This window comes from Sphingomonas sp. PR090111-T3T-6A (assembly GCF_000383095.1).
Lineage (GTDB): Bacteria > Pseudomonadota > Alphaproteobacteria > Sphingomonadales > Sphingomonadaceae > Solisphingomonas.
Window position 1 is genome coordinate 1 of sequence record NZ_AORL01000008.1, and the last position, 21,684, is coordinate 21,684.

The window sequence follows — 21,684 nt, forward strand, 5'->3', positions numbered from 1 at the left end:
TCAAGGAGAATAACGCAGGGAATCCGTGGCCTCCTTCTCAGGTCGCTAAAGCCATTGGTTTAGGAGAGAAATCCAGTCAATTGGATTTTTATACGAGATCCGCTCAGCTTTATGGGCTCGTATCTGGAACCCGCGCTTCAGCGTTAATTTCCATCGAGCGCCTCGGCCGCGATATTATCTACGCGCCGGACGCATCTAGCGAGCTTCTGGCAAAGCAAAGATCATTTCTTAATGTGGAAATATTTGCTAAGGTCGTCGAGTATTATAAGGGAAGCAATCTTCCAGATATAAAGTTTCTATCAAATACACTGGAGAGTGAATTCGAGCTTCCTGTGGATTTGCACGAAGAATTCAGAGAAATTTTTCTAAAGAACTGTGCATTTGTAGGAATAGGAAAAGAGTGGGGTGGATTGGGGACTTCGTCGATCGAGGCGGGTTCGAGATCTGTTGGCTCTACTACGATTGATGTGGTTGCCTATCATTCAACGCCAAATTCCGGCGGCAAGCGTTGCTTCGTAATTATGCCATTTACGGAGCGTTTCGAAAAACGATCTGATGGATTTTTTACGGAAGTATTTGAAAGTTTGATAAAGCTAGCGGCGGAGGCTGCGGGATTCGACGTTCAGACCGCCATGAGGGATGGCAGTGATGTTATTCAATCGACCATTATCAATGAGATAATGGATGCTGATCTCGTTGTAGCTGATTTAACGGACCATAATCCAAACGTACTATTTGAGCTAGGTCTACGCATGGCTCACGAAAAGCCTGTGGCAATTATAAAGAGTAGCGATACGGGAAGGATTTTTGACGTCGATAACGTTCTCAGAGTATTTGAATACGATGAAACCCTATGGTCGACGGCAATTAAGCGGGATTTGCCGCGGCTTGAGGCTCATATCAGAGCAACATGGGATAACCGCGACAAGCACCGATCCTACATAAGCATATTGCGATCGAAGTGACTCACTCCGCCGGCAGGTAAATCTCCCCGCCCTTCTCGCGGAACGTCTCGCTCATCTTGTGCATGCCCTCTTCAGCCTCCGCCTCGCTCACCGGCTGGGCGGCGAGGAAGGTGTCGGCGCTGGCGTTCTGCTTGGCGGCGAAGTCGCGCACTTCCTGCGTGATCTTCATCGAACAGAACTTCGGCCCGCACATCGAGCAGAAATGCGCCGTCTTGGCGCCTTCGGCCGGCAACGTCTGGTCGTGATATTCCTCGGCCGTGTCGGGGTCGAGCGACAGGTTGAACTGGTCGCGCCAGCGGAACTCGAAGCGGGCGCGCGACAGCGCATCGTCGCGGACCTTCGCCCCCGGATGGCCCTTGGCGAGATCGGCGGCGTGGGCGGCGAGCTTGTAGGTGACGACACCCACCTTCACGTCGTTGCGGTCGGGAAGGCCGAGATGCTCCTTCGGCGTGACGTAGCAGAGCATCGCGGTGCCGAACCAGCCGATCATCGCCGCGCCGATCGCGGACGTGATGTGGTCGTAGCCCGGCGCGATGTCGGTGGTGAGCGGCCCGAGCGTGTAGAAGGGCGCCTCGCCGCACGCTTCGAGCTGCTTCTCCATGTTCTGCTTGATCTTGTGCATCGGCACATGGCCGGGGCCTTCGATCATCACCTGCACGTCGTGCTTCCACGCGATCTGGGTGAGCTCGCCCAGCGTCGCCAGCTCGGCGAACTGCGCCTCGTCATTGGCGTCCGCGATCGAGCCCGGGCGCAGGCCGTCGCCCAGCGAGAAGGCCACGTCATAGGCCTTCATGATCTCGCAGATTTCCTCGAAGCGCTCGTAGAGGAAGCTCTCCTTGTGGTGCGCGAGGCACCACTTCGCCATGATCGAGCCGCCGCGCGAGACGATGCCGGTGACGCGCTTGGCGGTCAGCGGGATGTAGGGCAGGCGGACGCCGGCGTGGATCGTGAAATAATCGACGCCCTGCTCGGCCTGCTCGATCAGCGTGTCGCGGAAGATTTCCCAGGTCAGGTCCTCGGCGATGCCGCCGACCTTCTCCAGCGCCTGATAGATCGGCACGGTGCCGATCGGCACCGGCGAGTTGCGCATGATCCACTCGCGCGTGTCGTGGATGTTGCGGCCGGTGGAGAGGTCCATCACCGTGTCCGCGCCCCAGCGGATCGACCAGACCATCTTGTCGACCTCGTTCGCCACGTCGGAGGCGACCGCCGAATTGCCGATGTTGGCGTTGATCTTCACGAGGAAATTGCGGCCGATCGCCATCGGCTCGGATTCGGGGTGGTTGATGTTGTTGGGGATGATCGCCCGGCCGCGCGCGACTTCCTCGCGGACGAACTCGGGCGTGACGAAATCGGGGATCTCGGCGCCGAAATCCTGACCGTCGCGGGCGAGCTTCTCCTTCAGAGCGGCGCGGCCCATATTCTCGCGGATCGCGACATATTCCATCTCGGGCGTGATGATGCCCTTCCTGGCATAGTGCATCTGCGAGACGTTCATGCCCGGCTTGGCGCGCAGCACGCGGCCGCGCACCTGCGGGAAGGCCGGAACGCCGCCCGAGCGATCGGGGCCGAGCTGGCCATTGTCTTCCGGCCTCACCTCGCGCTGGTCGACTTCCTCGACATCGTCGCGGCCGCGGATCCAGTCGCGGCGCAGTTCGGGCAGGCCCGCCATGATGTCGATCTTGGCGTTGGGATCGGTGTACGGCCCCGACGTGTCATAGACGCGCACCGCCGGCTCGTTGGCGGAGGGCTCCAGATCGATCTCGCGCATCGCGACCTTGAGATCGCCGACATGGATCTTCCGCGAGCCCCGGATCGGGCCGGTCGTCACCTTGAGTTCGGTGCGGGCGGGGATGTCTGCCATGGGTGGAAGTCCTTTCAGGGAAGCGCGTCGGCGCGGCCTGTGAAGCCGGCGAGGAAGAGAAGCAAGCCCAGTACGATCGCGATCAGCGCCCAGAGGCGAGCGGTGGGCACGAACAGGCGGGCGAAGGAAAGCAGGGTCTCGGGAAACGCGATCAGCACCAGCCCCTCGATCGCGACCAGCGCGGCGAGGACGGTGACGATCACGCTCAGCGGATCAGTGAGGACATGGTGGGGGATCAGGATCGCCGTCCCCACCGCGAAGGCGGCGATGCCGATCGCATAGACCAGGCCCGGCGACCGTTCGAAATCGGAGACGATGGCCGCGAGCTTCTGCGGCGCCACCAGCAGGCCGACGCCGGCCGCGAACCAGTAGAGGCCGATCGCCTCCGCCAGTCGCAAAGTCAGCACGGTGAGCGTGTGAACCACGCCGTCTCCTCGTTCAAACGGAAGGGGAGTGCGTGGGCCGCTCCCTCCCTCCGCCGGTGTCAACCGGATCAGGTTCGACGGGTCGCGGACTTCAACGTCCGCCTCTCAGCCGCGTATCAGCGGCCCCCCGGGGAAGCCTCTCTCATAGACCAATGCCGCCGCGCAGGCAAAGGGGGCTGCGTCCGATCGGGTGGCATCGGAGACAAAGGGGCCGATCCGGCGTTCTCCCGATCGCCGCCAGCTTCGTGCGGCGGGAACGAGGAGGGACGAATGCCGATGAAACGTCCGATGGCGGGGCTGGTCGCGCTCTCGATGCTGACGTCGATGACCGCCTGCGTGGCGCCGCGCGATCATGGCCGCGGCTATGACGACCGGCGCGGCTATAACGAACCCCAGCCCGCTCCTCCGCCGGCGGGCTCCGGCTATTATGGGCGGGACTCGGCGGCGCCTCCGCCCGGCTATGATCCGGCGCGCGACTATCGCGAGGAGCAGGGCGACGGCCGGTCGCTTTCCCGCGACGACCGCGTCTATCGTGGCGATGACGGGCGCTACTACTGCAAGCGCTCCGACGGGACGACCGGCCTTGTCGTGGGCGCGGTGGCAGGTGCGGCGCTGGGCGCGATCCTCGGCGGCGGCGGGTTGCTCGGCACGCTGCTCGGCGCGGGCGGCGGCGGGCTGCTCGGCCATTCGGTCGACAAGGGCGAGGTGCGCTGCCGCTGACCCCATGCGGCGGATCGGCCGGGGAGAGACCCCGGCCGGTGCCCGATTTTCGGCGCGCGCCCGAGAAAAATTGCAGGCGAATGAAAATTGGAGGGAGACAAAGCCTGATTCGCTTGCTAGGGGGCCGCTCCCGACGGCGAACACCAAATCGCCGAACGACGGTGTGGACGCATAGCTCAGTTGGTAGAGCAGCTGACTCTTAATCAGCGGGTCCTAGGTTCGAGCCCTAGTGCGTCCACCATACCCTTCCCATCGATCATGACCTGAAGCGCCGCTCGCCGGATGACGCCACGCGTCTATCGACTGGACGAATCCGTCATCGAACGCTTTTACGCAGGCCACTCGACACCGTGGGACAAGGCCCGGATAGTGGCCGGCGGGGCGGTGAGAGCGGCAATGGGGCGCTGGTCGCCGGCGTAAGGGATGTGGTGCGGATGAAGACGGCGGCGGTGATCGGGGCGGGTTTCGGCGGGCTGGCGCTTGCCATCCGCCTGCAATCGGCGGGCATCGCGACCACCCTCGTCGAGGCGCGCGATAAAGCAGGCGGGCGCGCTTATGCGTGGGAGAAGGGCGGCTTCACCTTCGACGCCGGCCCGACCGTCATCACCGATCCCGATTGCCTCGCCGAACTCTGGCGCCTGTCCGGCCGCGAGATCGGCGAGGATGTCGAGCTGCTGCCCGTCTCGCCCTTCTACAAGCTGATGTGGCCCGACGGCACGACCTTCGACATTTCCAACGACGATCAGGCGCTGATCCGCCAGATCGCGATGCTGAACCCGGAGGATGTGGTCGGCTATCGCCGCTTCCTCGATTATGCGGGCGAGGTCTACGAGCAGGGTTATCGCAAGCTTGGCCACACCGCCTTCCTCGACTTCAAGACGATGGTGAAGGCCGCCCCGCAACTCGTGAAGGCCCAGGCGTGGCGCTCGGTCTATTCGATCGTCTCGTCCTTCGTGAAGGACGAGCATCTGCGGCAGGCCTTGAGCTTCCACACCCTGCTGATCGGCGGCAACCCGATGAGCGCGAGCGCGATCCATGCCCTCATCCACAAGCTGGAGCGCGAGGGCGGCGTCTGGTTCCCGCGCGGCGGCACCCATGCGCTGGTGCGGGGCATGGTCGCGCATTTCGAGCGGCTGGGCGGCACGGTGCGCCTCGGCGATCCGGTGGTGGCGATCGACACGCTGGGCGACCGGGTGACCGGCCTCGCCTGCCGGAGCGGCTGGAGCGCGCCGTTCGACGCCGTCGCCTCCAACGCCGACGCGGTGCACAGCTATCGCGACCTGCTCGGCCATTCGACCCGCGGCCAGCGGGCGGCGCGGGCGTTGCAGGACAAGCGCTTCTCGCCGTCGATGTTCGTCGTGCATTTCGGGATCAGGGGCACCTTCCCGGGCATTCCGCACCATTCGATCCTGTTCGGCCCGCGCTGGCAGGGGCTGCTCGCCGACATCTTCGACCATGGCGTGCTGCCGCGCGACTTCGCGCTCTATCTCCACCATCCGACCGTCACCGACCCGGCGCTGGCGCCCGAGGGATGCTCGACCTTCTATGCGCTTGCCCCCGTGCCGCATCTCGGCAAGCTGCCGATCGAGTGGGACGAGATCGGCCCGATCCTCGCGGACCGTATCCTCGATCATCTCGAGGCGCGGTTGATCCCCGGCCTGCGCGAGCGGCTGGTGACGAGCTTCCACTACAGCCCGCGCGACTTCGCGACCGATTTCAACGCGCATCTCGGCACGGCCTTCAGCCTGGAGCCTTCGCTGGCCCAATCCGCCTTCTTCCGCGTCCACAACCGTGACGACCGCATCCCCAATCTCTATTTCGTCGGCGCCGCCACCCATCCGGGGGCGGGCATCCCCGGCGTGGTCGGCTCCGCCAAGGCGACCGCCGCGCTGATGCTCGACGATCTCCGCCGATCCTGAAGGACTGAAAGCACCATGAAGCGCCTCGCCGTCTATTGCGGCTCCGCCACCCCGAGCGACCCCCGCTACATCGAATGCGCCCGCGCCGTCGGCCGTGCCTTTGCCGAGCGCGGCATCGGGCTCGTCTATGGCGGCGGCCGGCTCGGCCTGATGGGCGCGGTCGCCGACGCGACGCTGGAAGCCGGCGGCGAGGTGATCGGCGTGATCCCGACCGCGCTGGTCGACGCCGAGGTGGCGCACAAGGGCTGCACCGAGCTGCACGTCGTCGAGACGATGCACCAGAGGAAACAGCTCTTCACCGATCTCTCGGACGGCTTCGTCACTATCCCCGGCGGCACCGGCACCATGGACGAGCTGTGGGAGGCGATGAGCTGGGCGCAGCTTGGCTATCACGCCAAGCCGGTCGGCCTGCTCAACGTCGCGGGCTATTATGACGGGCTGCTGGAGTTCTGGGCGAAGATGGGCGAGACGGGCTTCGTCCGTCCCCAGCATCAGGGCCTGCTGATCGCGAGCGACGATCTCGACGATCTGCTCGCCCGCATGGCCGACTATCGGCCGCACCGGACGATCTTCGCGATGAAGGCGAAGGATTTGTGAGCCTCCGCCGGGCGGCCCTGCTCGCCCATGCCCGCGCGACCCTCGCCGCGGGATCGCAGTCCTTTGCGGCTGCCGCCCGGCTGCTCGATCCCGTCACGCGCGAGCGGGCGGAGCTGCTCTATGCCTGGTGCCGGGCGTGCGACGACATCGCCAACGGGCAGGCGCTCGGGGCAGGCGCGGCCCGCGTGCAGGACGCCACGGCGCGCCTCTCGGCCATGCGGGCGCTCACCGCTCGCGCGCTCTCCGGCGAGGAGACGGGCGATCCCGCCTTCGACGCGCTCGGGCTGATAGCGGCGGAGACCGGGCTGCCGGGGCGCTACGCCCATGACCTGATCGACGGCTTCGCACTCGACGCGCGCGACTGGCGTCCGCGATCCGAGGCCGATCTCTATCGCTACTGCTACCATGTGGCCGGCACGGTCGGCTGCATGATGGCGGTGGTGATGGGGGTGGACCCGGCCGACGAAGCGGTGCTCGACCGCGCCTGCGACCTCGGCATCGCCTTCCAGCTCGCCAACATCGCCCGCGACATCTGCGAGGATGATGCGATGGACCGCTGCTACCTGCCCGACGAGTGGCTGGTCGATGTCGATATCCCGCCCGGCGAGCATATGAAGCCGCATTATCGCCCGCAGCTCGCGGCGCTGGCGCGGCGTCTGGCCGAGCGCGCCGGCCGCTATGAGCGGAGCGCGCGGGCCGGCGCGCGGGCTCTCCCTTTCCGCTCGGCCTGGGCGGTGCTGGCGGCGGCGGGCATTTATGGCGCCATCGCGCGCGAAGTGGCGCGGCGGGGCGACCATGCCTGGGATCACCGCGTCACCATCCGCAAGGCGGCGAAAGCGGGATGGATCGTCCGCGCGCTCGGGCAGGCTCTGGCGCGAGGCGCATGGTCCGGGCCGTCGCGCGAGGGCCTGTGGACGCGCGAACGCTGAGCCCGATTGAGCCCGGCGCGCTTGCCGATAGACTGGCGCCATGTCCGACGATCCCACGCCTCCTGCCCTTCCCGTCCTGACGACCGGGCGACTCCTCCTGCGCGGCCGCCTGCCCGAGGATGCGGAGGCGCTGTTCCCCGCCCTCTCCGATCCGGGCGTGATGACCTGGTGGTCGCGCGCGCCCTATGCGGCGGTGGAGGATGTGCGGGCCGACTTCGCGGTGCGCGCGGGCGACGCATGGCGGAGCTGGGCGATCACCCGCCCCGGCGAGGATCGCGCCCTCGGCTTCGTCGCGGCCGGCGAGAAGCGGCAGGGCGGCGTCTCGGAGATCGGCTATCTGCTCGTCCCCGAGGCGCAGGGGCAGGGCATCGCGCAGGAGGCGGTGAAAGGCGTGATCGGCCAGCTCTTCGCCGAGGGGCAGCGCCGCGTCTTCGCCGACACCGATCCCGACAATCGCGGCTCGGTCGCCCTGCTGGAGCGGCTGGGCTTCCGGCTGGAGGGGCGGCTGCGCGGCGAGTGGCACACGCATATCGGCATCCGGGATTCGCTGATCTATGGCCTGCTGGCGGAGGAATGGCGCGCCTGAGGGCTCTTCGTCGCCCATGCGGCCTTCAAACATTCCGCATAGGGCGCGGGGAGAAGGCCGAAGCTCATGATGCGGAGTCGCGCGCCGCGACAGGCTCGCGAATCGAGCGTTCAGCAAAGGCTCATCGCGATCCTTGTTCATCGCCCCGATGAAACGCTCTGCCTCCTCTATCGCCGCCTCGCTCGTGCTTGCGGGCCTGCTCGCCGGCTGCTCGACCGTCTCGCCCGAAGCCAAGGTCCGCGACAAGCTGATCGCCGCCGGGGTCAAGCCGCACATGGCGGGCTGCATGGCCGACAAGCTGGTCCACAAGCTGGATTATTCCGAGCTGAAGGAACTCAATCGAGTCGCCAAGCTGCCGCGCGAGCATCCCGGCGCGCTGAGCTTCGACGAGCTGACCTACAGGCTTCAGGCGCTGAATAATCCGCATATCGTGTCGGTTGTGACGCGTGCGGGGCTGGGCTGCGCCATCGCAGGGTGATAGGGGGCCTCCCAAACGGCGCCCGGCACGGACTTTACGTTCGCGTCAATTGCCGTTAACGGAAACCTTGAGACAGGAGCCGCCTCCCCATGAACATCCACGAATATCAGGCCAAGGAACTGCTCGCGAAGTTCGGCGTCGCCGTTCCTGCCGGTCACGCCGCGATGTCGGTGGAAGAGGCGGTGGCCGCCGCCGGCAAACTGCCCGGGCCGCTCTATGTCGTGAAGGCGCAGATCCACGCCGGCGGCCGCGGCAAGGGCAAGTTCAAGGAACTGCCGGCCGAAGCGAAGGGCGGCGTCCGCCTCGCCAAGAGCATGGAAGAGGTCGGCGTGGCCGCGGGCGAGATGCTCGGCAACACGCTCGTCACCGTGCAGACCGGCGAGCATGGCAAGCAGGTGAACCGCCTCTACGTCACCGACGGCGCCGACATCGCCAAGGAATATTATCTCTCGATGCTGGTCGATCGCGCGACCGGCCGTATCGCCATGGTCGTCTCGACCGAGGGCGGCATGGACATCGAGGCGGTCGCCCATGACACGCCCGAGAAGATCGAGACGATCACGATCGATCCGGCCGAAGGCTTCATGCCGCACCATGGCCGCGCGGTGGCCTTCGCGCTGAAGCTCTCGGGCGATCTCGCCAAGCAGGCGCAGAAGCTCGCGCAGCAGCTCTACACCGCCTTCCTCGCGACCGACATGTCGATGCTGGAGGTGAACCCGCTGGTCGAGACGACCGACGGCAAGCTGCTCGTGCTCGACGCCAAGGTGTCGTTCGACTCGAACGCGCTGTTCCGCCACAAGGACATCCTCGAGCTGCGCGACGAGACCGAGGAGGATCCGGCCGAGGTCGAGGCCTCCAAGCATGACCTCGCCTACATCAAGCTCGACGGCGACATCGGCTGCATGGTGAACGGCGCCGGCCTCGCCATGGCGACGATGGACATCATCAAGCTCAACGGCGCGTTCCCGGCCAACTTCCTCGACGTCGGCGGCGGCGCTTCGAAGGAGAAGGTGACCGAGGCGTTCAAGATCATCCTGAGCGATCCGGCCGTGAAGGGCATCCTGGTCAACATCTTCGGCGGCATCATGCGCTGCGACATCATCGCGGAAGGCATCATCGCGGCCGCCAAGGAAGTGAACCTGTCGGTGCCGCTGGTCGTTCGTCTGGAAGGCACGAACGTCGAGCAGGGCAAGCAGATCCTCGGCCAGTCGGGTCTCCCGATCGTGGCCGCTGACGATCTGGGCGATGCCGCCCGCAAGATCGTCGCCGAGGTCAAGCAGGCGGCCTGAGGCTAGAGAACGCCCGGGCCACCCATCGGAATACCAAGGAGAGAAACATGAAGGTTCTCGTCCCCGTGAAGCGGGTGATCGATTACAATGTGAAGCCGCGGGTGAAGATGGACGGGACGGGCGTTGATCTTGCCAACGTCAAGATGTCGATGAACCCGTTCGACGAGATCGCGGTCGAGGAAGCCATCCGCCTGAAGGAAAAGGGCGTGGCGACCGAGGTGGTGGTCGTGTCGATCGGGCCGGCCAAGGCGCAGGAGACGTGCCGGACCGCGCTCGCGATGGGTGCGGACCGCGCGATCCTGATCCAGACCCCAGATGACGTTGGCTCGACGGTCGAGCCGCTCGCGGTTGCCAAGCTCCTCAAGGCGGTCGCCGACGAAGAGCAGCCGGGTCTGGTGATCCTCGGCAAGCAGGCGATCGACGACGACAGCAACCAGACAGGCCAGATGCTGGCGGCGCTGATGGGCCGTCCGCAGGGCACCTTCGCCTCCAAGGTCGAAGTGTCGGGCGATACCGTCACCGTTACCCGCGAGGTCGATGGCGGCCTTGAGACCGTCGCGCTCGCGATCCCGGCGATCGTCACCACCGATCTTCGCCTGAACGAGCCGCGCTATGCGTCGCTGCCCAACATCATGAAGGCCAAGTCCAAGCCGCTCGCGGCGAAGACCCCGGCCGATTATGGCGTCGACATCGCGCCCCGCCTGGAGACCTTGAAGGTCTCCGAGCCGCCGAAGCGTTCGGCCGGCATCAAGGTGGCCGATGTGGATGAACTGGTTGCGAAGCTGAAGGCGCTGGGAGTGGCGGCATGAAGACGCTGGTTTGGGTCGAGCATGAAGGCGGCGCTCTGAAGGACGCCACCCTCTCCGCCGTCACCGCGGCGGCGAAGCTGGGCGAGGTCCACCTCCTCGTGGCCGGCGAAGGCGTCGGCGGCGTGGCGGATGCGGCCTCGAAGATCGCCGGCGTCGGCAAGGTGCATGTCGCGGACAACGCGGCCTATGCGCACGCGCTGCCCGAAGCGGTCGCGCCGCTGGTCGTCGAGCTGATGGGCCATCATGACGCGTTCGTCGCGCCGGCCACCTCGAACGGCAAGAATATCGCGCCGCGCGTGGCCGCCCTGCTCGACGTGATGCAGGTCAGCGACATCCTCTCGGTCGAGGGCGATAAGACCTTCACCCGTCCGATCTATGCCGGCAACGCGATCGCGACCGTCAAGTCGAACGACGCCAAGCTCGTCATCACCGTCCGCGGCACCGCCTTCGAGAAGGCGGCGGCGGAAGGTGGCTCGGGCGCGGTCGAGGCGGTCTCCGCTGCGGCTTCGGGCGAAGGCTCGAAGTTCGTCGGCGCCGAGATCTCCAAGTCGGAGCGTCCGGAGCTGACCTCGGCCAAGGTGATCGTGTCGGGCGGCCGTGCGCTTGCCAGCAGCGAGAATTTCCACTCGGTGATCGAGCCGCTTGCCGACAAGCTCGGCGCCGCCGTCGGCGCGTCGCGCGCGGCGGTCGATGCGGGCTATGTGCCCAACGACTATCAGGTCGGCCAGACCGGCAAGATCGTCGCGCCGGAAGTCTATGTCGCGGTCGGCATCTCGGGTGCGATCCAGCACCTCGCCGGCATGAAGGACAGCAAGACGATCATTGCGATCAACAAGGACGAGGATGCGCCTATCTTCCAGGTGGCGGACATCGGTCTTGTCGGCGATCTCTTCACGATCGTGCCGGAGCTGACCTCCAAGCTCTGATCCGGCCGGATCGACGGATGAGGGCGGGGCTGCGGCTCCGCCCTTTTTCGTTTCAGCGCGCGGCGAAGCGCAGCACCGCGAAGCCGAGCAAGGCCGAGGCGCAGGAGCCCGCCAGCACGCCGATCTTCACCTCCTCGATCAGCAGGGGATCGCGGAAGGCGAGCCCGCCGATGAACAGGCTCATGGTGAAGCCGATCCCGGCGAGCAGCGCCACGCCATAGAGCTGCACCCAGCCCGCGCCTTCGGGCCTCTCCGCCAGCCCCAGCGCGACCGCACTTCGCATCGCCCCGAAAACGCCGATCTGCTTGCCGAAAAAGAGACCGAGCGCCACGCCCAGAGGCAGCGGCGCCCAGAGCGGCGCGCCTCCGAACGCCACGCCGGCATTGGCGAAACCGAAGATGGGCAGGATCGCGTAGCTCACCCATGGCGAGAGCGTGTGCTCCAGCCGGTCGAGCGGAGCATGGTCGTCGTCCCCCAGCGGCACGAACAGGGCGGCGAGCACCCCCGCTACCGTGGCGTGGACGCCCGATTGCAGCACCGCCGCCCACAGCAGCAGCGCCAGCAGCAGATAAGGCCAGAGCGTTCTCACGCCCCTCCTGTTGAGCAGGAAGAGCCCCCCGAGCACGACAGCCGCCGCCGCCAGCGCCCAGAGCTTCAATCCGCTCGTATAGGCGACCGCGATGATCGCGACCGCGCCGATGTCGTCGACGATGGCCACCGTCGTCAGGAAGAGCTTGAGCGAGGCGGGCGCCCGGCTCCCCAGCAGCGCCAGCACGCCGATCGCGAAGGCGATGTCCGTGGCGGACGGGATCGCCCATCCCCGAACCAGCGCCGGCGCGGCGCCCGTCACGCCGAGATAGACCAGCGCCGGCATCGCCATCCCCGCCACCGCCGCGATCACCGGCGGGCGGCGCGCGGCGGGCGTCGACAAGTCCCCCGCGACGACTTCGCGCTTCACCTCCAGCCCCACGAACAGGAAGAAGACGGCCATCAACCCGTCATTGATCCAGTGGAGCAGGCTGAGCGGCCCGAGAGACAGATGAAGGGCGTGCTCATAGGCCGAGCCCCAGCCCGAATTGGCGACGATCAGCGCCAGCCCCGCCGCCGCCATGAGCACGACTCCGGGCCCTGCCTCGCCGGTGAGATGGTCGCGTACTGCGAGGAAGGATTTGCGGATCATGCGCCGGTTGTGGCCGACGCGCGGTGTCGGTTCAACGACAACCGGTCGTTACGCGCCGAGCTTCGCGATCGTCGCCATCGCGGCGTGCGGCGCGCGGACCTTCGCGCCGCTGATGTAGAAGAGATAGACGTTGCGGGGGCTGTCCGGCGCCAGATCGGCCGGCGCCGCGAGCGGGAAGGCATCGCCCGTCCCGCCCCTCGCCCAGACCTTCGCCATATCGACCCAGCGATCGATCTCGGCCGAGGCATAGCCCGTCGCCTCTTCCTCTCGGGTCTGCATCAGCCGCGCATAGGAGACGGAGCCGCTGGCGTCGCCGATCTGCGGATATTCGTCCGAATGGGTGTGGACGATCGAGACCCCATGCTTGCGGCACAGCGCGACGAACTCGGGGCACTGGAAGCTCTCATGCCGCACATCGACGACATGGGTGAGCTTCAACCCGTCCCGTTCCGGCGGGAGCAAGGCGAGGAAGGCGCCGAAGTCGTCCGGGTCGAACTTCTTGGTGGCCATGAACTGCCACAGGATGGGCCCGAGCTTGTCGCCCAGCTCGGTGATGCCCTGCCCCAGGAACTTCTCCACCGAGGCCTCGCCCTCGGCCAGCACCTTGCGGTTGGTGCAGAAGCGCGAGGCCTTCAGCGCGAACACGAAGTCATCCGGCACCGCCTTGGCCCACGCAGCGAAGGTCGCGGGCTTCTGGCTGCCATAATAGGTGCCGTTGACCTCGATCGCGGTCAGCCGGGAGGCGGCGTAGTCGAGCTCGCGCGCGTGCGGCCACTTCTCGGGGAAGAAGGTGCCGCGCCAGGGTTCGAAGGTCCAGCCGCCGATGCCGACCCGGATGGTGCCTGCCTTGCTCATGGCCGGCATCCTGCGCGGGCAGGCGCCGGCCGTCCAGACCCGTCAGCCGAGCGAGGGCAGGTCGAGCCCCTTCTCGCGCGCGCAGTCGATGGCGATGTCGTAGCCCGCGTCGGCGTGGCGCATCACGCCGGTGGCAGGATCGTTCCACAGCACGCGTTCGAGGCGGGCGGCGGCTTCCGCCGTGCCGTCGGCGACGATCACCATGCCGCTATGCTGCGAATAGCCCATGCCGACGCCGCCGCCATGGTGGAGCGACACCCAGGTCGCTCCGCTCGCGGTGTTGAGCAGCGCGTTGAGCAGCGGCCAGTCGGAGACGGCATCGGTGCCGTCCTTCATTGCCTCGGTCTCGCGGTTGGGGCTGGCGACCGAGCCCGAATCGAGATGGTCGCGGCCGATCACGACGGGCGCCTTGAGTTCGCCCTTCGCCACCATCTCGTTGAAGGCGAGGCCGAGCCGGTGGCGATCACCGAGGCCGACCCAACAGATGCGCGCGGGCAGGCCCTGGAAGTGGATGCGTTCGCGGGCCATGTCGAGCCAGCGGTGGAGGTGCTGATTGTCGGGCAGCAGCTCCTTCACCTTGGCGTCGGTCTTGTAGATGTCCTCGGGATCGCCCGAGAGCGCCGCCCAGCGGAACGGCCCCACGCCCCGGCAGAAGAGCGGGCGGATATAGGCGGGCACGAAGCCGGGGAAGTCGAAGGCGTTTGCGACGCCTTCGTCCTTGGCGACCTGGCGGATGTTGTTGCCATAGTCGACCGTCGGGATGCCGGCCGTGTGGAAGTCGAGCATCGCGCGGACATGCACGGCCATTGAGGCCTTGGCGGCGCGCTCGACCGAGGCCGGGTCCTTCTCGCGAGCTGTCGCCCACTGCTCCAGTGTCCAGCCCTGCGGCAGATAGCCGTTGATCGGATCGTGTGCCGAGGTCTGGTCTGTGACGATATCCGGACGCACGCCGCGGCGCACCAGCTCCGGATAGACGTCCGCCGCATTGCCGAGCAGGCCGACCGAGACCGGCGTCCTGGAAGTCGTGACGATCTCCAGCGCCTCGTCGAGGCTGTCGGTCATGCGGTCGACATAGCCGGTCTGGAGACGCATCTCGATCCGGCTCGGCTGGCACTCGACCGCGAGGCAGGACGCGCCCGCCATCGTCGCCGCGAGCGGCTGCGCGCCGCCCATGCCGCCGAGGCCCGCGGTGAGAATCCAGCGGCCCGAGAGGTCACCGCCATAATGCTGGCGCCCGGCCTCCACGAAGGTCTCGTAGGTGCCCTGCACGATGCCCTGGCTGCCGATATAGATCCACGAGCCGGCGGTCATCTGGCCGTACATCATGAGCCCGGCCCGATCGAGTTCGTGGAAATGCTCCCAGTTCGCCCATTTCGGCACGAGGTTCGAATTGGCGAGTAGCACGCGCGGCGCATTCTCATGCGTGCGGAACACGCCGACCGGCTTGCCCGACTGGACGAGCAGCGTCTGGTCGCACTCCAGCCGCTTCAGCACATCGACGATGCGGTCGAAACTCTCCCAGTCGCGCGCCGCGCGGCCGATGCCGCCATAGACCACCAGCTCCTGCGGATTCTCCGCCACCCGCGCGTCGAGATTGTTCATCAACATCCGCAAGGGGGCTTCGGTCAGCCAGCTCTTGGCGGAAAGTTCGGTGCCGGTCGGCGCCTCGATATGACGGGCATTGTCGATACGGGTCATGCGGTGCCTTTCGCGAACGCCAGGGCGGCGGCAAGGATGGTCTGAAGCTGCGCGCGCAAGGGTGCGGCAAAGTCGGGATCGTAAGCGGGCGGCCAGTTGGAGGCGTTGGGCGCGCCTTCGGGCTCACGCAGATAGGCGCGCATCGCCGTCTCCATCTGGATCGCGTGCACACCCTTTTCGGGGCGGCCGTAATGGCGCGTGGTCCAGCCGCCCCGGAAGCGGCCGTTGAGCACATGGCTGCGGCCCTCGCAGGCGGCGACCACCGCGTCGCTCAGGCCCGGCGCGCAGGTCGTGCCGTTGTCGGTGCCGACATTGAGTTCGGGCAGCTCGCCGTCGAACAGGCGCGGCACATGGCTGCGGATCGAGTGGCAGTCGTAGAGGACCACGCGAGGATGGATCGCGCGCAGCCGCTCGATCTCCGCCCGGATCGCGGCATGATAGGGCGAATGGAAGTTGCAGCGGTTGGACTCGATGTCCGGCCCTTGGCCCTCCTCGTAGAGCGGGTCGCCATCGAAGGTCTCGGTCGGGCACAGGCCGGTCGTCGCCTGCCCCGGATAGAGCGAGGCGCCGGACGGATCGCGGTTGCAGTCGACGACGCTGCGCGAGATGTCGGTCCAGATCAGCGTCGCGTCGGCGAGCCCGGTATAGAGCGGCCGGATGTGCCAGTCGGCATCGCGAACAGCCCACCAGCGCGAGCGGAAGCCGTCGAGCAGGTCGGCCGGGATGTCCGTCCCCCCGTGCGGGAAGGCGAGGATCAGCGGGCTGTCGCTCTGCTCGACGTGCAACCATGTCATGGCGTCACTCCCGGTAATGCGCCGACCGCCTCCAGCAGCGCGGGCGAGCGGATCAGCGCGGTCGCGGCCTCCATGTCGGGGGCCATGTGGCGATCATGGTCGAGCGTCGGCACCTGCGCGCGCAGCAGTTTGCGGACCGCTTCTACGGGCCCCGAAGACGCCAGCGGCGCGTGGAAGTCGCAGCCCTGCGCGCCGGCCAGCAGCTCGATGCCGAGGATGGCATCCACATTCGTGGCCATCTCGGAGAGGCGGCGCGCGCCGTGCGCGGCCATCGAGACATGATCCTCCTGGTTGGCCGAGGTCGGGATGGAATCCACGCTTGCCGGCATGGCGCGCTGCTTGTTCTCGGAGACGAGCGCGGCCGCCGTCACCTGCGGGATCATGAAGCCCGAGTTGAGGCCCGGCTTGGGCGTCAGGAAGGCCGGCAGGCCGGAGAGCGCCGGATCGACCAGCATGGCGATGCGGCGTTCCGACAGGCTGCCGATCTCACACAGCGCCATCGCGATCATGTCGGCGGCGAAGGCGACGGGCTCGGCGTGGAAATTGCCGCCCGACAGTGCCTCGTCGGTTTCGGGGAAGATCAGCGGGTTGTCCGAAACCCCGTTCGCCTCGGTGACGAGCGTGTCGGCGGCCTTGCGCAGCAGGTCGAGCACGGCGCCCATCACCTGCGGCTGGCAGCGCAGGCAATAGGGATCCTGCACGCGGATATCGTCGATCCGGTGCGAGGCGCGGATAGGGGAGTTCTCCATCATCCGGCGGAGCGCGTCGGCGGTCTCGATCTGGCCCTTGTGGCCGCGAAGTGCGTGAATACGGTGATCGAACGGCGCGTCCGAGCCCTTGGCCGCCTCGGTCGAGAGGATGCCGGTGACGAGCGCGGCGCGGTAAAGGCGCTCGGCCTCGAACAGCCCGGCCAGCGCGTAAGCCGTCGAGAATTGCGTGCCGTTGAGGAGGGCGAGGCCCTCCTTCGGCCCAAGCTCCAGCGGGGCCAGGCCGGCATCGGCCAGCGCCTTTTCGGCCGGGACGCGCTCGCCGCCGACGAACATCTCGCCGACGCCGATCATCGCGGCGGTCATGTGCGAGAGCGGCGCGAGGTCGCCGGACGCGCCCACCGAGCCCTGCGCCGGCACCACCGGGGTGAGTCCCTTCGCCAGCATCGCTTCGAGCAGGTCGACCGTCTCAACCTTCACCCCCGAGGCGCCCCGCGCAAGGCTGGCGAGCTTGAGCGCCATCATCAGCCGCGCCACCGGCACCGGCATCGCGGGGCCGACACCCGCAGCGTGGCTCAGCACGATGTTGCGCTGGAGCGTCGCCAGATCCTCGTTCGGGATGCGAACGGTGGCGAGCTTCCCGAAGCCGGTGTTGATGCCGTAGACCGGCTCGCCCTTGGCGAGGATGCGCTCGATCGCGGCGACGCACTCGGTGATCGCCGGACGGCAGGCGGGATCGAGGGTAGGCGTGGCGCCCTGATAGATGGCGCGCCAGTCCGCGAAGGGGACGGCGCCGGGAGTCAGCAGCATAGGCCGTCCTTCACGCGTGAGAACAGGGGATTGAAGCCGATGCGGTAGACCAGCTCGGCGGGTTCGGAGATGTCCCAGATGGCAAGGTCGCAGGCCTTGCCCGCCTCCAGCGTGCCGATCTCGGTGGCGAGGCCCAGCGCGGGGGCCGCGTTGACGGTGACGCCGCGCAGCGCCTCTGTGACGGTCAGGCGGAACAGTGTCGCGCCCATGTTGAGCATCAGCAGCAGCGAGGTCGTCGGCGAGGTGCCGGGATTGCAGTCGGTCGCGAGAGCCATCGGGACGCCGTGCACGCGGAAGACATCGACCGGCGGCCGCTTCGTCTCGCGCATGAAGTAGAAGGCGCCGGGCAGCAGCACCGCCACCGTTCCAGCCTCTGCCATGGCCCGCGCATCCGCCGCGTCGGCATGTTCGAGATGATCCGCCGAGAGTGCGCCATGCCGGGCGGCGAGGCTCGAGCCGTGGAGCGCGGACAATTGCTCGGCATGGAGCTTGACCGGCAGGCCGGCGGCCCGCGCGGCGCCCAGCACGCGATCGGTCTGCGCGGGCGAGAAGCCGATCCCTTCGCAGAAGGCATCCACCGCGTCCGCCAGCCCGATGGCGGCCGGGATCATGGCGTCGCAGACCAGATTGACATAATCGTCCGCGCGACCGGCATATTCGGGCGGCAACGCATGCGCGCCGAGCAGCGTGGTGGCGATGCGGACGGGCCGCTCGTTCCCCAGCACGCGGGCGGCGCGGAGCATCTTCAGTTCGTCCTCGACCGTCAGGCCGTAGCCCGACTTCACCTCGATGGTGGTGACGCCCTCGGCCAGCAATGCATCGAGACGCGGCAGGGCGGCCGCAACCAGTTCTCCCTCGCTGGCCGCCCGCGTCGCGCGCATGGTCGAGACGATGCCGCCGCCCGCGCGCGCGATCTCCTCATAGGTCGCGCCTTCGAGCCGCATCGCCCATTCGTTCGAGCGGTCGCCGGCGTGGACGAGATGGGTGTGGCAGTCGATCAGCCCCGGCGTGATCCAGCGGCGGTCGCAATCGATCTCCATCCCGGCGTCGAACTTGGGCGCACCGTCCGCCGGGCCGGCATAGAGGATGCGCCCGTCCCGCGCCGCGACGAGTCCGTCCTCGACGATGCCGAGCCCATCGCCCGCCATGGTGGCGAGACGGGCGTTGCTCCACAGCGTATCACAGAGGAAGGTGTCGGCCATTTGTCTATACAAAATCATGGACCAGCCTTACTGTCCAGCATCGACATGCGAGGGACTATGACGCTCTGGTTCGAGACGGCGCTGCTGCCGGGCGGTTGGGCGCAGCGGGTACGGGTGACGCTGGCGGGCGGACGCATCGCCACGGTGGAGGAGGATGTCGCGGCGGGGCCGGGGGACGAGCGCCATGCGGCGGGGCTGCCCGGTCTTCCCAATCTCCACAGCCATGCCTTCCAGCGCGCCATGGCGGGGCTGGCGGAGCGGCCGGGCGGCGTCGGCCGGGACGACTTCTGGAGCTGGCGCGAGACGATGTACGGCCTTGTCGGCCGCCTCACGCCCGAGGATGTCGCGGTGGTGGCCGCGCAGGCCTTCATGGAGATGCTGGAGGCCGGCTTCACCCGCGTCGGCGAGTTCCACTATCTCCACCATGATCTCGATGGCCGTCCTTATGCCGAGCCCGCGCGGATGGCGGCGGCGGTGGCGGATGCTGCCACGGAAACGGGGATCGCGCTCACCCTGCTGCCGGTCTTCTATGCCCATTCGGGTTTCGGCGGCGCGGCGCCCAAGGACGGGCAGCGGCGCTTCATCAACGATCTCGACGGCTTCGCGCGGCTGCGGGAGGGGTGTGCGGAGGCGCTGAGGCCGCTCGACGGCGCGGTGCTGGGCGTCGCTCCCCATTCGCTCCGCGCGGCGACGCCGGAGCAATTGTCCGCCCTCCTCGCGATGGCGCCGGAGGGGCCGGTCCATATCCACATCGCCGAGCAGGTGCCCGAGGTGGAGGCGTGCCTCGCCTGGAGCGGCCGGCGCCCGGTGGAGTGGCTGCTGGATCGGGCGGCGGTCGATGCGCGCTGGTGCCTCGTCCACGCCACCCATGTCGAGCCCGCCGAGGTGGCGGGAATCGAGGCGAGCACCGCGGTCGTCGGCCTCTGCCCGGTGACGGAGGCGAATCTCGGGGATGGGCTCTTCCCGGCGGCGGCGTTCGGCGGGCGATTCGGCGTCGGCTCCGATTCCAATGTGCGGATCGACGCGGCAGAGGAGCTGCGGCTGCTCGAATATGGCCAGCGGCTCGTCCGCCGGCAGCGCAACGTGCTGGCGCGCGATGGCGTCTCGACGGGGCGCACCCTGTTCGGCGGTGCGCTCGCCGGCGGGGCGCAGGCGCTCGGGGCGGAGGCCCCGGCGCTCGTTGCGGGCGCTCCGGCCGATATCGTGGCGCTGGCCGATGACGGCGAGGGCGTGTCCGGCGACGCGCTGCTCGATCGCTGGATTTTCGCGCGGAGCCGCATCGATTCGGTGTGGCGCGCCGGCCGACAGGTCGTCCGCGAGGGGTGTCATGTCGCGCGCGACCGCATCGCCCGCCGCTATCGCGAGACGCTCCGGCGCCTCGCCGGCTAGAGCGATTTCGAAGCGGGTGGAATCACCTGTCGACTGGGAAATCGCGACAGATGGGGCCCTATCCTCACCAGCTTGGGCGGAAGCGGCCTTCGAGGCTGTGGTCTCCGCCCGGATACCAGAAGCGGCCGAGCGTCACCGGCACCGCGCCGTTCCACGTCCGCCGCTCGACCACGAGGCAGGCTTCGCCCAGCGGCAGGTCGAGATGCCCCGCCACCATCGCGTCGGCGCCGCGCGCGGTGACGCTGTGGCGGGCCTCGGTCCACGGCACGTTGGCGAGCAGCCATTGGCCGGGACTGACTTTCTCCAGCGGCTGGCGGGCGATGCGGGGCGCCGCCTCGACATTGACCAGCCGCTCCTCCAGCTGGAAGGGCCGCCCGTCGGCGAGGTGCAGCGCCAGCAGGCGGAGCACTGGCGTCTCGTCGGCCACGCCCAGCTCGCCATGGCCTGGCGCCCCCGCCGGCAGCGTGGTGGCGTCGATCAGCCGGTAGCCATAATGGCCGCCGGCACGGTGGACGGCATCGGCGGCATCCCAGATTTCGAACACCGGCCGCTCGGTCGCGCGCGGGGTGACGAGGGTGCCGAGCTTGGGCCGCCGCTCGACCAGCCCTTCCGAGGCGAGGCTGCGGATCGCCTTGTGCACGGTCATGCGCGAGGTGGCGTAATGCTCGGTCAGCCGCTGCTCGGGCGGCACCTGCGTGCCCGCCGGCCAGCGCCCGTCGAGGATGGCGAGCGCGAGCGCGCGGCGGATCTGGAGCCACAGCGGCCCCTCCCCGTCGAGCACGGGAATGGCGCCGACGGTCAAGCGTGGAGCCGCTTTTCGATCGCGACCCAGAGCTGGTTGACGGCGGCGGTGACGGGCGAGCGCGGCGCATAGACGCCGATCGCGGCATGGCGGTCCGCCATCTGCTCGGCGGCGCTGGCCATCGGGATCACCGGCCATTCGGGCGCGCCCTCGATCGCGGTGCGGTGGGCGGTACGGCGGCGGTCGGCCATCGAGAAGACCGGCAGCACCGGGGTCGAGCCCTTATGCTCGCGGCCGAGATGCTCGCGCACCTCCTCATAGGCGCGGCGCGAGAGCGTCGAGGGGATCATCGGCGTCACGATCAGGCTGGCGGCGCGGATCACCTGATCGCTGGTGGTGCCGAGCCCCGGCGGGCAATCGAGGATGATCCGGTCATAGCGGCGCGCCAGATCGTCCATCAGCTTGCGCAGCCGCTTCTTCTTGTCGAGTTCCGCGAAAAGCGTGTCGAGGCTGCGGATCGAGCGGTCCGCGCCGAGCAGGTCCAGCCCCGGCGTCGCGGTGGGCAGGATCGCCTTGTCCGGGTCCAGCTCGCGCTCGATCACCTCGCGGGCTTCCGCCTTGGGCGCCCTGGTGGCGAGGATGAAGGTGGCCGCGCCCTGCGCGTCGAGATCCCAGAGCAATGTGCGCCGTTTCGAGGAGGATGCCGCCGCCCAGGCCAGATTGACCGCCAGCGTCGTTTTCCCCACTCCGCCCTTGGCACTATAGACCGCTATCGTCGCCACGCCGTTCCTCCCTCATCC

Annotated in this window: 21 protein-coding genes, 1 tRNA gene and 1 riboswitch; of the genes, 12 read left to right on the forward strand and 10 right to left on the reverse strand. The window is 67.7% G+C overall.

Annotated elements, in window-relative coordinates:
• Positions 1-965 (forward strand): hypothetical protein (locus ST3T6A_RS21830; RefSeq protein ID WP_202804556.1); only part of this gene is annotated, 965 nt, incomplete at its 5' end.
• A gap of 1 nt (position 966) precedes the next feature.
• Here the strand turns inward: ST3T6A_RS21830 and thiC are convergent.
• On the reverse strand, positions 967-2,829 hold the full coding sequence (gene thiC / locus ST3T6A_RS0101670; protein ID WP_019831149.1) for a phosphomethylpyrimidine synthase ThiC: 1,863 nt from the start codon (positions 2,827-2,829) through the stop codon (positions 967-969).
• Positions 2,830-2,843: 14 nt separating this feature from the next.
• Positions 2,844-3,254, reverse strand: a complete 411-nt coding sequence (locus tag ST3T6A_RS0101675; RefSeq protein WP_019831150.1) for a hypothetical protein — start codon at positions 3,252-3,254, stop codon at positions 2,844-2,846.
• Between the two features lie 28 nt (positions 3,255-3,282).
• Positions 3,283-3,394: riboswitch (TPP riboswitch) on the reverse strand.
• 130 nt (positions 3,395-3,524) lie between these two features.
• Here ST3T6A_RS0101675 and ST3T6A_RS21030 point away from each other — a divergent pair.
• The 10 genes from ST3T6A_RS21030 (at position 3,525) to ST3T6A_RS0101725 (ending at position 11,507) form a co-directional block, all read left to right on the forward strand.
• On the forward strand, positions 3,525-3,974 hold the full coding sequence (locus tag ST3T6A_RS21030) for a hypothetical protein (protein ID WP_019831151.1): 450 nt from the start codon (positions 3,525-3,527) through the stop codon (positions 3,972-3,974).
• Between the two features lie 165 nt (positions 3,975-4,139).
• Positions 4,140-4,215 (forward strand) — tRNA-Lys (locus tag ST3T6A_RS0101685).
• 193 nt (positions 4,216-4,408) lie between these two features.
• Positions 4,409-5,893 carry a phytoene desaturase gene (locus ST3T6A_RS0101690; protein ID WP_019831152.1) on the forward strand — a complete coding sequence of 495 codons (1,485 nt, stop codon included), beginning with the start codon at positions 4,409-4,411 and terminating at the stop codon, positions 5,891-5,893.
• A gap of 15 nt (positions 5,894-5,908) precedes the next feature.
• On the forward strand, positions 5,909-6,490 hold the full coding sequence (locus ST3T6A_RS0101695) for a TIGR00730 family Rossman fold protein (RefSeq protein ID WP_019831153.1): 582 nt from the start codon (positions 5,909-5,911) through the stop codon (positions 6,488-6,490).
• Positions 6,487-7,419, forward strand: a complete 933-nt coding sequence (locus tag ST3T6A_RS0101700; RefSeq protein ID WP_019831154.1) for a squalene/phytoene synthase family protein — start codon at positions 6,487-6,489, stop codon at positions 7,417-7,419. Before ST3T6A_RS0101695 ends, ST3T6A_RS0101700 begins: the two co-directional genes overlap by 4 nt.
• Before the next feature lie 40 nt (positions 7,420-7,459).
• Positions 7,460-8,005, forward strand: a complete 546-nt coding sequence (locus tag ST3T6A_RS0101705) for a GNAT family N-acetyltransferase (protein WP_019831155.1) — start codon at positions 7,460-7,462, stop codon at positions 8,003-8,005.
• A 148-nt stretch (positions 8,006-8,153) separates the two neighbouring features.
• Entirely contained in the window at positions 8,154-8,483 is a 330-nt protein-coding gene (locus ST3T6A_RS0101710) for a hypothetical protein (protein ID WP_157602306.1), read from the forward strand.
• Positions 8,484-8,572: 89 nt separating this feature from the next.
• Entirely contained in the window at positions 8,573-9,772 is a 1,200-nt protein-coding gene (sucC, locus tag ST3T6A_RS0101715; RefSeq protein WP_019831157.1) for an ADP-forming succinate--CoA ligase subunit beta, read from the forward strand.
• Between the two features lie 47 nt (positions 9,773-9,819).
• Positions 9,820-10,581, forward strand: a complete 762-nt coding sequence (locus ST3T6A_RS0101720) for an electron transfer flavoprotein subunit beta/FixA family protein (RefSeq protein ID WP_019831158.1) — start codon at positions 9,820-9,822, stop codon at positions 10,579-10,581.
• The gene (locus ST3T6A_RS0101725; protein ID WP_019831159.1) at positions 10,578-11,507 is read left to right on the forward strand and encodes an electron transfer flavoprotein subunit alpha/FixB family protein; all 930 of its coding nucleotides are present in this window, start codon (positions 10,578-10,580) and stop codon (positions 11,505-11,507) included. The genes ST3T6A_RS0101720 and ST3T6A_RS0101725 overlap by 4 nt, the downstream gene beginning before the upstream one ends.
• A gap of 52 nt (positions 11,508-11,559) precedes the next feature.
• Here ST3T6A_RS0101725 and nhaA read toward each other — a convergent pair whose 3' ends face one another.
• Genes nhaA through hutI form a run of 6 tightly spaced genes read right to left on the reverse strand, consistent with a single transcriptional unit; the run spans position 11,560 to position 18,753 of the window.
• On the reverse strand, positions 11,560-12,687 hold the full coding sequence (gene nhaA, locus ST3T6A_RS0101730) for a Na+/H+ antiporter NhaA (protein WP_019831160.1): 1,128 nt from the start codon (positions 12,685-12,687) through the stop codon (positions 11,560-11,562).
• Between the two features lie 48 nt (positions 12,688-12,735).
• Positions 12,736-13,542 (reverse strand): DUF72 domain-containing protein, encoded by an 807-nt coding sequence (locus ST3T6A_RS0101735; RefSeq protein WP_019831161.1) that lies wholly within the window; start codon positions 13,540-13,542, stop codon positions 12,736-12,738.
• A 42-nt stretch (positions 13,543-13,584) separates the two neighbouring features.
• Positions 13,585-15,240 carry a urocanate hydratase gene (gene hutU, locus ST3T6A_RS0101740; protein WP_019831162.1) on the reverse strand — a complete coding sequence of 552 codons (1,656 nt, stop codon included), beginning with the start codon at positions 15,238-15,240 and terminating at the stop codon, positions 13,585-13,587.
• Positions 15,237-16,034 (reverse strand): N-formylglutamate deformylase, encoded by a 798-nt coding sequence (gene hutG / locus ST3T6A_RS0101745; protein WP_019831163.1) that lies wholly within the window; start codon positions 16,032-16,034, stop codon positions 15,237-15,239. Before hutG ends, hutU begins: the two co-directional genes overlap by 4 nt.
• A complete protein-coding gene (hutH, locus tag ST3T6A_RS0101750) occupies positions 16,031-17,551 on the reverse strand; it encodes a histidine ammonia-lyase (protein ID WP_019831164.1) in 1,521 nt (506 codons plus the stop codon). Before hutH ends, hutG begins: the two co-directional genes overlap by 4 nt.
• A complete protein-coding gene (hutI, locus tag ST3T6A_RS0101755) occupies positions 17,542-18,753 on the reverse strand; it encodes an imidazolonepropionase (RefSeq protein ID WP_019831165.1) in 1,212 nt (403 codons plus the stop codon). The genes hutH and hutI overlap by 10 nt, the downstream gene beginning before the upstream one ends.
• Positions 18,754-18,810: 57 nt before the next feature.
• On the opposite strand from hutI, the gene ST3T6A_RS0101760 reads away from it, so the two are divergent.
• The gene (locus tag ST3T6A_RS0101760) at positions 18,811-20,142 is read left to right on the forward strand and encodes a formimidoylglutamate deiminase (protein WP_019831166.1); all 1,332 of its coding nucleotides are present in this window, start codon (positions 18,811-18,813) and stop codon (positions 20,140-20,142) included.
• Between the two features lie 64 nt (positions 20,143-20,206).
• Here the strand turns inward: ST3T6A_RS0101760 and ST3T6A_RS0101765 are convergent, their stop codons facing one another.
• Positions 20,207-20,944: a UTRA domain-containing protein gene (locus ST3T6A_RS0101765; protein ID WP_019831167.1), complete on the reverse strand. Its 738-nt coding sequence runs from the start codon at positions 20,942-20,944 to the stop codon at positions 20,207-20,209.
• The gene (locus ST3T6A_RS0101770) at positions 20,941-21,666 is read right to left on the reverse strand and encodes a ParA family protein (RefSeq protein ID WP_019831168.1); all 726 of its coding nucleotides are present in this window, start codon (positions 21,664-21,666) and stop codon (positions 20,941-20,943) included. Before ST3T6A_RS0101770 ends, ST3T6A_RS0101765 begins: the two co-directional genes overlap by 4 nt.
• Between the last annotated feature and the right edge of the window lie 18 nt (positions 21,667-21,684).